At 36.3% G+C, this 12,576-nt stretch carries 13 protein-coding genes; 5 read left to right on the forward strand and 8 right to left on the reverse strand.

Annotated features, from left to right (window positions below):
* Window positions 1-53: 53 nt before the first annotated feature.
* Window positions 54-623, forward strand: coding sequence for a DUF4126 domain-containing protein (locus EMTOL_RS02430; RefSeq protein WP_015027672.1), 570 nt, complete (start codon window positions 54-56; stop codon window positions 621-623).
* 86 nt (window positions 624-709) lie between these two features.
* Complete coding sequence (locus EMTOL_RS02435; protein ID WP_015027673.1) at window positions 710-979, forward strand: hypothetical protein; 270 nt, start codon at window positions 710-712, stop codon at window positions 977-979.
* Window positions 980-1,046: 67 nt separating this feature from the next.
* Here the strand turns inward: EMTOL_RS02435 and EMTOL_RS02440 are convergent, their stop codons facing one another.
* On the reverse strand, window positions 1,047-2,012 hold the full coding sequence (locus EMTOL_RS02440) for a glycosyltransferase family 2 protein (protein ID WP_015027674.1): 966 nt from the start codon (window positions 2,010-2,012) through the stop codon (window positions 1,047-1,049).
* Between the two features lie 155 nt (window positions 2,013-2,167).
* Complete coding sequence (gene hemL / locus EMTOL_RS02445; protein WP_015027675.1) at window positions 2,168-3,454, reverse strand: glutamate-1-semialdehyde 2,1-aminomutase; 1,287 nt, start codon at window positions 3,452-3,454, stop codon at window positions 2,168-2,170.
* Between the two features lie 556 nt (window positions 3,455-4,010).
* Here hemL and EMTOL_RS21605 point away from each other — a divergent pair.
* Window positions 4,011-4,391 (forward strand): c-type cytochrome, encoded by a 381-nt coding sequence (locus EMTOL_RS21605; protein ID WP_015027676.1) that lies wholly within the window; start codon window positions 4,011-4,013, stop codon window positions 4,389-4,391.
* Window positions 4,392-4,394: 3 nt separating this feature from the next.
* Window positions 4,395-5,717 (forward strand): FAD-dependent oxidoreductase, encoded by a 1,323-nt coding sequence (locus tag EMTOL_RS02455; RefSeq protein ID WP_015027677.1) that lies wholly within the window; start codon window positions 4,395-4,397, stop codon window positions 5,715-5,717.
* A 62-nt stretch (window positions 5,718-5,779) separates the two neighbouring features.
* On the opposite strand, the gene scpA is transcribed toward EMTOL_RS02455, so the two are convergent.
* From scpA to EMTOL_RS02470, 3 genes are all read right to left on the reverse strand, one after another.
* Entirely contained in the window at window positions 5,780-7,915 is a 2,136-nt protein-coding gene (gene scpA, locus EMTOL_RS02460; RefSeq protein WP_015027678.1) for a methylmalonyl-CoA mutase, read from the reverse strand.
* A 210-nt stretch (window positions 7,916-8,125) separates the two neighbouring features.
* The gene (locus tag EMTOL_RS02465) at window positions 8,126-8,401 is read right to left on the reverse strand and encodes a helix-turn-helix domain-containing protein (RefSeq protein WP_015027679.1); all 276 of its coding nucleotides are present in this window, start codon (window positions 8,399-8,401) and stop codon (window positions 8,126-8,128) included.
* A 231-nt stretch (window positions 8,402-8,632) separates the two neighbouring features.
* The gene (locus EMTOL_RS02470; protein ID WP_015027680.1) at window positions 8,633-8,995 is read right to left on the reverse strand and encodes a winged helix-turn-helix transcriptional regulator; all 363 of its coding nucleotides are present in this window, start codon (window positions 8,993-8,995) and stop codon (window positions 8,633-8,635) included.
* Window positions 8,996-9,096: 101 nt separating this feature from the next.
* On the opposite strand from EMTOL_RS02470, the gene EMTOL_RS02475 reads away from it, so the two are divergent.
* Window positions 9,097-9,363 (forward strand): hypothetical protein, encoded by a 267-nt coding sequence (locus EMTOL_RS02475; RefSeq protein WP_015027681.1) that lies wholly within the window; start codon window positions 9,097-9,099, stop codon window positions 9,361-9,363.
* A 98-nt stretch (window positions 9,364-9,461) separates the two neighbouring features.
* On the opposite strand, the gene EMTOL_RS02480 is transcribed toward EMTOL_RS02475, so the two are convergent.
* The 3 genes from EMTOL_RS02480 to EMTOL_RS02490 all read right to left on the reverse strand — a co-directional run bounded on the left by EMTOL_RS02480 (window position 9,462) and on the right by EMTOL_RS02490 (window position 12,444).
* Window positions 9,462-10,010: a toxin-antitoxin system YwqK family antitoxin gene (locus tag EMTOL_RS02480; RefSeq protein ID WP_015027682.1), complete on the reverse strand. Its 549-nt coding sequence runs from the start codon at window positions 10,008-10,010 to the stop codon at window positions 9,462-9,464.
* Window positions 10,011-10,021: 11 nt separating this feature from the next.
* Window positions 10,022-11,491: a multicopper oxidase family protein gene (locus EMTOL_RS02485; RefSeq protein ID WP_015027683.1), complete on the reverse strand. Its 1,470-nt coding sequence runs from the start codon at window positions 11,489-11,491 to the stop codon at window positions 10,022-10,024.
* A gap of 68 nt (window positions 11,492-11,559) precedes the next feature.
* Window positions 11,560-12,444 (reverse strand): serine hydrolase, encoded by an 885-nt coding sequence (locus EMTOL_RS02490; protein WP_015027684.1) that lies wholly within the window; start codon window positions 12,442-12,444, stop codon window positions 11,560-11,562.
* Window positions 12,445-12,576: the final 132 nt, after the last annotated feature.

Below are 12,576 nucleotides of genomic sequence, written 5' to 3' on the forward strand. Positions count from 1 at the left end.
AAAACTAAAAAACCAACTAACTTGGTAAAAATTAATATTCATCCAAAAGTCGTATGACGGAAGTTATCATAAGTCTAGCTGTTGGTATAGCATTAAGTGCTTGCTCTGGTTTTAGGGTGTTTATACCAATGTTGGTTGCAAATTTGGCAACTCGATTCCATATTTTTGACCTATCAACGGGTTTCGAATGGCTGGGTAGTGCCACCGCAACTTATATTTTAGGTGCGGCCACTATTGCTGAAATCATGGCTTTTTACATTCCAGTAGTTGATAATTTACTCGATACAATTACTACTCCGGCTTCGTTTATTGCAGGAACAATTTTGACAACTTCTTTTTTGAAAATAGATTCGCCTGAACTACAATGGACGCTCGGAATTTTGGCAGGTGGTGGCTTAGCAGGTACGATTCAAGCAGGTACTGGACTGCTTCGATTAACTTCTACCAAATTTACAGGAGGCTTTGGCAATCCATTTCTTGCAACTTTAGAAAACATCATTTCTATCTTTTTCTCTATTCTTACGCTCTGGTTGCCTATTTTAGTAGCAATTCTTGGGATTTTACTCTTTATTTGGCTTTTGAAAAACATCCTCAAAAGGTTCAAGAAAAAGAAACAGAATTGATTATTTTTTGATTCTTTCAAACTAAAATCGACTGTTTTATGTTCAAAAAGCTGATGGTCATTCAAAAAAAATAGTCTGTTGAGAAAATGAGTGAAATAAAAATTTGTTGTCCAAAATGTAAATGGGAACCTGATGGTGGCGAATATTGGCAATGCGATTGTGGCCATATATGGGATACATTCAAAACGATTGCCAGATGCCCTAAATGCCATAAACAACACGAATACACTTCGTGTGTACCAGCGGCTGGTGGCTGCCCAAGTTCATCGCCTCACCTTGATTGGTATGAAGGATTAGACCAAATAATTGAAGATTTGAAAGAAGAGGTATTAGAATCACAAGAGGTTTTTATTTAAAAAAAGAGGATAAATCTGCAAGTAGATTTATCCTCTTTTCAATAACTAATATTTACGAATAACCGCTTTAGTTCTTCTTTTCTCCCCAAAATTTTTCTTGCATAAAGCCAAATCCGTAGCCCATTAATTGAATGAAGCAGGCAATTACACTCAAAAGTCCAATTTTTAGGCTTTTGTTATGAACTGCTGAATCAATTACAATCATCATCATATAAAGTGATAGTAAAAACAAAGCTATGAAGAAAAGAATCTTATCAATGAAAAAAGTAATGGGTATTGACAAGACGCCAAGCGTAAAAATCATTGGGAAATAGTGCACCAATTTGAGTTCTGAAGGAAAAATTCGTGCAAGATTGATTCGTCCACGCCCAAAAAAGTGTAATTGTTTGAAGAATTGTCCAAAATCTGTTCTTCTCTTATGATAGATATAAGCATCTTCAATTAGACCAACTTTGAAGCCCTTCGATAAAATTCTAATGCTAAATTCAATATCTTCGGCCATGCGAGTCATGGTATAACCGCCCGTTTCTTCCCAAACCTTCCGAGAAATACCAAAATTAAAGCTTCGTGGGTGAAATTGCCCCCCTGCGTTCTTCTTTTTTCCTCTAATGCCACCAGTAGTAAAAACTGAAGTCATCGAATAATTAATGGCTTTTTGTACATCTGTAAAACTTTCGTGTGCGGCATCTGGTCCTCCGTAAGCATCTAACCAGTTGTTTTTCAAATGATTGTCAACAACTTCAAAGTAGCGTTCGGGAATAATCGCATCAGAATCAAGCTGCACAAAATAATCGCCTAAAGCACGTTCGAAGCCATAGTTTCGAGAAAAACCTTGTCCAGAGTTTGGCTTGAAAAAGTATTTCAAATCAAGTTTTTCTTGGAAACCTTTACAAACTTCTTCACAAATCAAAGTAGAACCATCTTCAATGATGATGACTTCAAAATTTTTATAGGTTTGTTTTGTAAGGCTTTCGAGCAATTCTCTGACTTCCTCAGGCCGGTTATATACAGGGGTTATTACAGAATATTTCATTTTATAAAAACTCATTACCGCCAACAAAAGCAGACCGTAAAAAGCGTAATTTTCTCTTAAATGGCCATAGCCTAATCTATACAAAAATCATTTAGGCTAAAGCCAAGAATATCTATCCTTCAACTAGTGCAGATGGTAATCAAAAATTTACATTATCAAATTCCTTTCAAAACTGCTTCATTAGCAGCCAAAATAGCAGCAATATTTTCTTGTGAAAGAGCAGTTGAGAGGAATAAAGCCTCGTATTGCGAAGGGGCAAGATAAATTCCGCTATCTAGCATACCATGAAAGTATTTACCAAATTTTGCAGTATCAGAGGTCTTGGCCGTTTCGAAATCTACCACTTGGGTTTCAGTAAAGAATAAACTATACATCGAACCAATGTGATTAATTTGGTATTTGAGGTTTAGTTTATCTAATATTTGGCGAATCCCTCCTACTATCTGATTACCTGTTTCTTCAAGTTGCGTATATACTCCTGGGTTCTCGTTTAGATAAGTCAACATTGCCTTACCCGCCGCCATTGCAATCGGATTGCCAGAAAGTGTTCCAGCTTGATAAACAGGTCCTTGCGGTGAAACACAATCCATGATTTCTTTACGACCACCATAAGCTCCAACTGGCATTCCACCACCGATAATTTTACCTAAAGTAGTCATATCTGGCATTACACCAAAACGCTCTTGTGCCCCCCCTTTCGACAAACGGAAGCCTGTCATCACCTCATCAAAAATCAATACAATTCCTTCTTTGGTACAAATATCACGTAGGCCTTGTAAATATCCTTCTTGTGGCAAAACACAACCCATATTACCAACAACTGGCTCAAGAATCAAAGCAGCGATTTGCCCCTTATTAGCATCACAAAGTGCTTGAACGGCCTCTAAATTATTGTATGGAGCGGTAAGTGTATCATTTGCTACCCCTTTGGTTACACCCGGACTATCAGGCACACCCATGGTTACAGCTCCACTTCCTGCAGCAATCAAAAAAGAATCACCATGTCCATGATAACAGCCTTCAAACTTAATAATCTTATCACGCCCAGTATAACCACGAGCAACTCTAATTGCTGCCATCGTAGCTTCTGTACCAGAATTAACCATTCTCACTTTTTCAATTGATGGCACCATTGAAATAATCAATTCGGCCATTTCTACCTCACGGCGTGTTGGGGCTCCAAATGAAAATGAATTTTTAATGGCTTCGCTCACAGCTTGCTCAACTGGCTCAAAAGCATGGCCTAAAATCATTGGCCCCCACGAGTTTATCAACTCAATATATTGATTATCATCTTCATCGAAGATATAAGCACCTTTGGCTTTTTTTATGAAAATCGGATTTCCACCTACCGAACGAAACGCTCTTACTGGCGAGTTCACGCCTCCTGGAATAGACTTTTTGGCTTGTGCGAATAAGGATTCGCTTGTATTTGTGGTCATGAATATTAGAACTTTATCTTAAAATGAAGAAATATGAATTTTACAACTCATATATATAACAAATTCTAAAAGTTATTGTATCAAGAAAATGCAATTTTCTTTGATTGAATTACCCTTAATTTTGCATCAAAGTTAAAGATAAATGTTCTTTCTAACAATCAATACCAAAATTGAGTCACGAATAGGTTAATTCCCCTCTATATTTTATTGCTCAATCAAGCATAAATCTTATTTATGTGATAATTATTTCCTGCATGAGGATTTTTTGTGGAATTCGATTAGGCATATTATCTAGAAATTATAGTATTGTGGTAAACCCAGAAAGAACCTGAAAGAGATTTTAGGTCTAATTAGATACGCTCCGAAAATTATTCTCTACACAATAGACAATAAATATAAAAAGTACCATACAAGTACTATTTAGTCCTAAAGACTATTCAAGAATATTACGTAGGTTTGTTTCATCATTTCCAAAAATCTGCCCTTAGGTTTTAAAAGAGTATTTCAAATCATAAGTCAGTAAAGTCAATTATTCCAATATTTCAGAAATAACTCTATGAACTCACTATCTTCCAAAAATACAAGAAGTATTATATTATCTGTTGGTCTGTTGGCGGCAACTATTGTAGCTTGCCGTAGTGAAATCGAACAAACTCCGCCAACACCAATCGTTAACTCTATAACTTCTGATGAGCGTTCTTTAAAGGTTGGGGTTGTTAATCATCCAGGACAACTACTAGCCTCCAACTGTTTTCAATGCCACGGTACCAATGGTACTGGATTAGAACATTTAGCTGGTAAAAGTGCCAATGAAATTGTTAACGAATTGAGAGAAATGTCGGCTAAAAATCCTCGTGCTGAAATTATGAATGTCCATGCCAAAGCATATACTACAGATGAAATGAAATTAATTGGGGACTTTTTTTCAAAACAATAAGATATGAAACGTAGAAGTTTTTTAAATAATCTTGGAGCATCGGCTTTAGGGTTAGGCATTATAGAAAATTCATTTGGACAAGAAACGAAGAATGTTGTTAATGATATTCATTCTTTGATTCAAGTGCCAAGTAATATAGTTGCCACAGGACGTGTGATTGTAATTGGTGGAGGCATGGCAGGTACAACAGCAGCTAAATATCTGAAACTATGGGGAGGAACCGGAGTTGAAGTAACTTTAATAGAACCTAATGCTAGCTATTACTCTAATATCTTTAGTAATATGGTATTAGTAGGAGAACGGACATTAGAACAATTGACATTTAATTATAATTTGCTGAGGACAAAATATGGAGTTTCGGTTTTACAAAATTCTGTAACAGGCATCAATCCTTCAGGAAAAAGTGTAACACTAAATAGCGGAAAGGTATTGCCTTACGACAAATTAGTTATAGCACCGGGAATTGATTTCGAACCAATACAACTTTCGGGCACAGCAGCTAATCAGGCCAAAATTGTTCATGCGTGGAAAGCAGGTCAACAAACAACCTCTTTGAAAAACCAAGTTCAAGCCATGACCAAAAAGGATACATTTATCATCACGATACCGCCCAAACCCTACCGTTGCCCGCCCGGGCCCTACGAAAGAGCCTGTGTCGTAGCCGACTATTTAAAGAGAATTAAAGGTGGAGGAAAAGTAATCATTTTAGATGCAAATCCAAGTATTCAGGCAGAACCAGAAAACTTTACAAACGCATTTAACAATACACACAAAGGTATAATTACCTATGTACCAAATGCAACGGTAATCAGCATTGATGCCGATAAGGGTACTGTCAATACAAATCAGGGGACTTTCACAGGTAAGGTTATTAATGCAATACCCACACACAAAGCAGGCAGTTTAATTACAAATTCTGGAATTGGTCTTGCTAATGCAGGTAATGGCAAGTGGGCAGGTGTAAATGTACTTACTTACGAATCAACAGTTCACCAAAATATTCACATCATTGGCGATGCATCTTCTACAACTCAACCTAAAGCAGGGCATATTGCGAATGCTGAAGCTAAAGTTTGTGCTGATGCTATTATACATATGTTAAAAGGTGAGGCGGTAAATCCAAGTCCGATGACGAATTCAGCTTGTTTTACACCAATAACAAAATCTACTGCTTCTTGGCTATCGGTAGTATTTAGATATGACCCTGTCAGTAAAACAATGGTTCCTACTGGCAATGGCGTAACTGAATCTTTGGGAGCCACCAAAGACAACTATGAAGATATGATAAAATGGTTTAATAATTTAATGTCTGATACATTTTCATAGAATGAATAACAAAAGAGCCTTTAAAAAGGCTCTTTTGTTATAAAAACATTACTGTTTTATTCCTAAATACTTTCATTCATCAATTCATGTAAAATTTTCTGTGCAGCAACAGAAATAACCGTACCCGGCCCAAATACGCCTTTCACGCCTGCATCATAAAGGTATTGATAATCTTGTGCAGGAATCACACCTCCAGCAATTACCATAATATCTTCACGACCTAATTTCTTTAATTCTTCGATAAGTTGAGGTATGAGAGTCTTATGACCAGCCGCTAAGCTAGAAGCTCCAACTATATGTACATCATTTTCTGCCGCCTGACGAGCCGTTTCTTCTGGCGTTTGGAAAAGCGGACCTATATCTACATCGAAGCCTAAATCAGCAAAACTAGTAGCGATTACTTTTGCTCCACGGTCATGGCCATCTTGACCCATTTTGGCCACCATAATTCTTGGTCGACGGCCCTCTATTTCTGCAAATTTATCGGCCAATGATTTTGCAAGCTGAAAATTCTCATCATCAGAAACTTCGGCTTGGTAAACCCCCGAAATCGAACGAATGGTGGCTTTGTGGCGGCCTGCTACTTTTTCCATGGCATACGATATTTCTCCTAATGTAGCTCTTTTTCGTGCTGCTTCAACAGCAAGAGCAAGTAGATTCTCTCCTGTTGAAGATGAACCAGCCGTAATTTTCTCTAAAATCGCCTGTACTTCTGCTTCATTTCGTTTAGCTTTAACTTCTGTTAATTTGGTAATTTGCTTACGTCTTACCTCCTGATTATCAACTTCCAATAGTTCTATTTCAGTCGCATCATCAGCTTTATATTTATTCACACCAACAATAACATCTTTCCCTGAATCAATCCTTGCTTGCTTTCTGGCCGCTGCTTCTTCAATTCTCATTTTAGGCAAGCCCGTCTCGATTGCCTTTGTCATTCCTCCTAAATCTTCTACTTCTTCAATTAAAGCCCAAGCTTTCTCGACCAATTCTTTAGTCAAATATTCAACGTAATAAGACCCACCCCAAGGGTCAACAACTCGACAGATTTCAGTTTCGTGTTGAATGTATAATTGGGTATTTCGGGCAATTCTTGCTGAAAAATCAGTGGGAAGAGCAATGGCCTCATCAAGTGAATTGGTATGTAAAGATTGTGTATGCCCCAAAGCAGCAGCCATTGCTTCAATGGCGGTTCGAGTTACATTATTAAAAGGGTCTTGTTCGGTAAGCGACCACCCAGAGGTCTGGCAGTGAGTACGCAAAGCAAGAGATTTTGAATTTTTAGGATTAAATTTCTTTACAATTTTCGACCAAAGTAGCCTTCCTGCTCTCATTTTGGCGATTTCCATGAAATGATTCATGCCTATTCCCCAAAAAAAAGAAAGTCGAGGAGCAAAATCATCAATATCCATTCCAGCCGCAATACCCGTACGAATATATTCTAAGCCATCGGCCAAAGTATAGGCTAATTCGATGTGAGCAGGAGCTCCAGCTTCGTGTATATGATAACCCGATATTGAAATCGAATTGAATTTTGGCATATATTTAGAAGTATAGGCAAAAATATCACCCACAATTCGCATCGAAAACTCAGGTGGATAAATGTAAGTATTTCGTACCATAAATTCTTTCAGAATATCATTTTGGATAGTTCCTGAAAGTTTATCTGGCGAAACCCCTTGTTCTTCGGCAGCAATGATATAAAAAGCCATAATGGGCAAAACCGCTCCATTCATGGTCATGGAAACCGACATTTGGTCGAGTGGAATTTGGTCAAATAATATTTTCATATCTTCAACCGTATCAATCGCCACACCCGCTTTTCCTACATCACCTGTCACACGTGGATGGTCAGAATCATAACCTCGATGCGTAGCTAAGTCAAAAGCTACTGAAAGCCCCTTCTGGCCTGCCGCTAAGTTTCTACGGTAAAATGCATTGGATTCTTCAGCGGTAGAAAAGCCCGCATATTGACGAATTGTCCAAGGTTGCATAACATACATCGTACTGTATGGCCCACGTAAAAAGGGGGGAATACCCGCCGAAAAATGCAAATGTTCTGCCGATTCAATATCTTTGGCAGTAAACCTTGGCTTAATATTAATACCCTCAGCCGTACGAAAGGAAGTCGATGAGGAAGCAGTAGCTTCAATACCAGCAACATTTGTATCTAAAGATATTTTAGAAAAATCTGGTTTCATTGATGAAAGGGAATAAAGATTTAGCAAATAAGCTAGAAATACTTGCTGCAAATAATTCAAACAAATTTACCCAAGAAATCAGATTAGTCTAAGTTTTTCTTGCTAAATTAAAATAGTTATATTTTTGTAATTGCATGACCTACAAAAAAAGCCTACCACTAATCAGCAGCAGACTTTCCGAATAAAAAAAGTAGATTTGTTTCAAAAGTTTTAGTTATAAACTAAAGTTTTTTGGTTGATTGAATTATTATTCATCTTAGGTAAATCTTTCAATCCGAAAATACCCCTTTCTTCCCAAGCATCAAGCCAATTGGTAATTGTACCTCGGCTCACTTCAAAAATATCAGATAATACAGTTACGTTGTAACCCTTGTAGCTCAATAAAATAGCCTTAGCCCGCTCTCGTTCACGATAATTACGGCTATGACGCGACACTTCTCGTAAGTACTCAACTTGTTCTTCGGTTATTTTTCTAACGTAACGCATTTTTCATCAAGTTTTTATAATCTAAGATTAATTCTATCTGTACTAATCGTCTAAATAGTAAGACGATAAAATGTTTTTAAACGCTGTGAAAAAATAAATTTTATTTAATTACGTAGAAACACTATTGATTAGTTGCGTATAGTTATGTCAATTAAGTTATAATTCATAGATATTATTAGTTTAATTTGAAAATTTATCAGATACATTAAATCCAAATTAACAATCATGGCATTAATTACAATAGCCTTTTTTATCGGTTGCCATGTGTTCTCTGCCCCATTGATACATACTATCTATAATCGGTAATAAACTGCTACCATAGGGGGTAATTTTGTACTCTACTCTTGGTGGAATTTCGGGGTAAATGATTCTCTCGATAATACCATCGGCCTCTAACTCTCTTAACTGATTGGTTAAAGTTTGCTTACTGATTTCTGTAATATTTTTCAGTAAAATACTATATCTATTTCTATCGGTTCGTATCATGTGAATAATGCTGGGTTTCCATTTTCCACCAATAATATTCATGCAATACACCACCGGACAATTCCCTGGTGTAAAGTCTTTTGTCTTTCTAAGTGCTATATTTTCCATTAGTCTAAAATTTTAGCCTATATACATATTTATTATATAGACTATATTAATAGTCAAAGATAATAATTTTGTGCAAACATTAATTTTAAACGACTAAGAATATGAAAAGAATTACAGTATTGATTACGATGCACTTCGATAATTCAAAAGGAAATTTTGAAGAATTAAGAAAGCAAGAAATGGCTCATATTATGCAGTGGAAAGAAGCTGGTATTTTAGAGAATTTTTACATCAAATCTGAAAAAGATGGAGCAATGCTTATTTTTAAAGATATAGAAATGCAAGAGGTTGTAAATAATATCGAACATTTGCCTTTCTTTCCTTACATGGAAAAAGTAGAGTGCCTAAGTTTGGATAAAATGTTTTAATAAAAAATACAGCTTGAATGCAGTAAAAATATCTGGTTTAACATTCATTTTGCTGCTTTCAAGCTGTAGGAATCTACTTGAATTAATTAAGTTTAAAATCAATGTCCATCAACTGGGATACAGCTTTTCACTGAAACTACCCCATAAATTCTCTTATCTTTGATAACATAATTTGAAATCAACTTACTGTTTTCATCCCAAACCTTTTGTGTACCTTCTTTTTCTCCCAACTGATAATTGCTTTCTTCTCTGACTTTCCCATTCGGAAAATACACTAATTGTTTTCCATCAAACTGGTCGTGTTTATATTGAAACAAATACCTTAACTTTCCGTTTGGCCACCATTGCTTAAAAACGCCTTCTTTTTGACCATTAATGAAAATACGTTCTAACAACTTTTCTCCTGAATTATACCAGCCTTTTGCCAAACCTTGCTCTCTTCCTTCGGCAATCGGTAATTGATAAACCACTCTATTTTCTTCTTTTTCAATCATATAACCCGAAAAAGGCTGCCCTTTGTAAAGCCAGCCTCTATCCGTTTTTTTTAGGTTAATATCAACGTTTAAAACACTACTTTTTGCTTTTCTTTCATGGCATGCCAATACGAGAAAAGCAAAAAATAAAGTCGCTATATGCTTAAATTTCAAAATCTTAGTATTTATTGGGTTACTAAAAACTGTCCCATTAACCCTGCATCTTCGTGGTTCGGGAAATGGCAATGGTACATAAATGGATTGGTGCTGCTCGCAAAATCGTCGTATTTTGCTACTACGGATACTGTTTCACCAGTTCGGATATAAAAAGTATCTTTCCAACCCGATTCATAATTGGCAATCGGACCTGAACTTCGAGAAACAATCTTAAATTGAATATCATGGATGTGAAAAGAATGCCCGAAAATATTATTATTCACTATCGTCCATTTCTCGACAGCATTTAGTTTTACGTTTTGGTTGATGGTTGTAAAACCATAAGTATTATTATCAAATGTAAAAGCCGACCCCGCCTGTCCACCAGTTATCTTGATGGTACGAGTATTAGTAGCATCTGATTCTTTCCAATACGTATTTGTGGTCAATTTTGCAGGCACGGTTGTAATTGCATTTGCAGTTGCAGCTTTCACCTTGATATGCAAAACATTGAAATCTTTATTATTTAATAAACTACCAAATTGACCAGTAGTTTGTGGTTCGCTCCCGCCAAAACCAAATTCTTGATTGGCATTGTAGGCTTTCATATCTAAACTTGCTCCAACGGCATCTTTACTTAAATCAACCAAAATTTCAACACGTTCACCTACAGCTAATTTCACTCGTGTTACTTCAACTGGAGCATCGAGCAAGCCCCCATCATTGGTGATGACATAAAAATTACGATTATCGCTAAAGCCAAGGTTATATCCTCGTTCGGTTTCGGCATTCAAAATTCTGAAACGAACAAATTGTTTCGGTAAACTAATCTGAGCATCATGCGTGCCATTGGCCATGGCATAATCACCATAAGCATGTTCAGTAACTGTAAATGAGTTATCAGAATTATATCTTCTGCTAGTTAATACCAAGGGAATATCGTCAGTTCCGTAAGTTCGTGGCAATGCCAAAGCCGACTCAACTGGGTCTTTTATGATGATGAGTCCACCAGCACCATAGGTTAATTGCTGAAATGTTTTTTCGTGTAAGTGTGGGTGATACCAATAAGTACCTGCATTATTTTTTATTTCAAAAGAGGGCTTCCAAGTGGTATTGGGTTCAATCATCTGATGAGGGCCACCATCCATAATGGCAGGGATATGAAAACCATGCCAATGCGTAGTAGTAGTTTCGGAAAGATTATTGGTAACATTCATCTGAACAAAATCGCCTTTGTTCATTATCAAGGTTGGTCCCCAAAACTCTGCACCATTATAGCCATAAGTAGCAGTTTTAGCTCCTGTACGCAGTTGTTTACTTGATTTTGCTAATGTTAAATCAAAGGTTTTACCCGTTATTGTTGGCGGAATCCAGAGTTCATTGTAGGTTGAGCTCGTGGTAGTTGTGGTGCTTGGCGTAACTGTTATATCATCTGTTTTACTGCAACCGTAAGTAACAATAAAAATAAGAGAGGCTAAGAAAAGTGCTACTTTTGTCATAAAGTTTCTTTAAAGTTATTTAGCATTTTAGATGCCAAAAACTTCAGAAACTTGCACTGTTATTCAAATTATTTTACTGATTCATAAATCATCTCTGAAACTTCGGCCAAAACCTTCACTCCTGCATCGGCATTTTTAAGTTTTTTAGAAAGTAATACCAACACATATTTTCGTCCATCTGGCAAATAAACAATACCTGAATCGTGCTGAACGCCCGTAATTGAGCCAGTCTTATGAGCCACTTTAACAGTTTTTGGTAGTTTTTCGGGAATGATTTCATTAAACTTTTGGTCGAACAAAATCTTACGCATTTCTTCACAAGATTTTTTATCAATTACCTTATTTTCGGCAATTTTCTCAAAAATCAACATCAAATCATAAGCAGTAGTTGTATTACTAAGACCTTTATCGAAAGCTTTTTGGTCTTCCACACCACGTAATACTTGAATATCTTTTGCCCCCAATGCTCTCATGCTTTGATTAGCATTTTTTGCATCGACCAAATCAATCAGAATATTGGTTGCCAAATTACTACTTACAATAATCATTTGGTAAGTGAGGTCATAGATTGTCATTTTTTTACCAATCTGCTTATACATGCCATCGCCACTATCATCGGCAATATCCATGCTATATGGGCTTCCATCAACAATACTTTTAAACTCATTTTTTACCAAAATTGAATCAGTAAGTTTGAATTTACCTGCTTTTGCTTGCTTGAAAACTTCAATCATCACAGGCGTTTTCATGGTACTAGCCGCATGAAAATTCTCTTTTTCGTTGATAAACAAAGTCTTTCCAGTTTGTAAATCTTTGAAAGCAACCGCAAACACACCATCTACGGCTTTTAGTTTTGCTTCTATGGCAGTTTTTGTAGCATCAAAGTTTTGTTTCTGAGCAGAAATATCCAGTAGCATAACAGAGAAAATGAGCGTAAAAATTAGTTTTTTCATTTATAATTTGATGAAATTTATAGTTTTTCAATACTCTTTAGCATTACTATCGAATAAATTCAAGAGTTAATAAAACAAAGGAAAGTATTTTAGAGAAAACTGAATAAATTCAGTTTGAGTTTTTACCAATAC

Source organism: Emticicia oligotrophica DSM 17448, from assembly GCF_000263195.1.
Taxonomy (GTDB): domain Bacteria; phylum Bacteroidota; class Bacteroidia; order Cytophagales; family Spirosomataceae; genus Emticicia; species Emticicia oligotrophica.

Excerpts from the sequence above, each read along its gene's own strand:
- EMTOL_RS02430 (WP_015027672.1), top strand. The coding sequence starts at position 54 with ATGACGGAAGTTATCATAAGTCTAGCTGTTGGTATAGCATTAAGTGCT.
- EMTOL_RS02435 (WP_015027673.1), top strand. The coding sequence starts at position 710 with ATGAGTGAAATAAAAATTTGTTGTCCAAAATGTAAATGGGAACCTGAT.
- EMTOL_RS02440 (WP_015027674.1), bottom strand. The coding sequence starts at position 2,012 with ATGAAATATTCTGTAATAACCCCTGTATATAACCGGCCTGAGGAAGTC.
- hemL (WP_015027675.1), bottom strand. The coding sequence starts at position 3,454 with ATGACCACAAATACAAGCGAATCCTTATTCGCACAAGCCAAAAAGTCT.
- EMTOL_RS21605 (WP_015027676.1), top strand. The coding sequence starts at position 4,011 with ATGAACTCACTATCTTCCAAAAATACAAGAAGTATTATATTATCTGTT.
- EMTOL_RS02455 (WP_015027677.1), top strand. The coding sequence starts at position 4,395 with ATGAAACGTAGAAGTTTTTTAAATAATCTTGGAGCATCGGCTTTAGGG.
- scpA (WP_015027678.1), bottom strand. The coding sequence starts at position 7,915 with ATGAAACCAGATTTTTCTAAAATATCTTTAGATACAAATGTTGCTGGT.
- EMTOL_RS02465 (WP_015027679.1), bottom strand. The coding sequence starts at position 8,401 with ATGCGTTACGTTAGAAAAATAACCGAAGAACAAGTTGAGTACTTACGA.
- EMTOL_RS02470 (WP_015027680.1), bottom strand. The coding sequence starts at position 8,995 with ATGGAAAATATAGCACTTAGAAAGACAAAAGACTTTACACCAGGGAAT.
- EMTOL_RS02475 (WP_015027681.1), top strand. The coding sequence starts at position 9,097 with ATGAAAAGAATTACAGTATTGATTACGATGCACTTCGATAATTCAAAA.
- EMTOL_RS02485 (WP_015027683.1), bottom strand. The coding sequence starts at position 11,491 with ATGACAAAAGTAGCACTTTTCTTAGCCTCTCTTATTTTTATTGTTACT.
- EMTOL_RS02490 (WP_015027684.1), bottom strand. The coding sequence starts at position 12,444 with ATGAAAAAACTAATTTTTACGCTCATTTTCTCTGTTATGCTACTGGAT.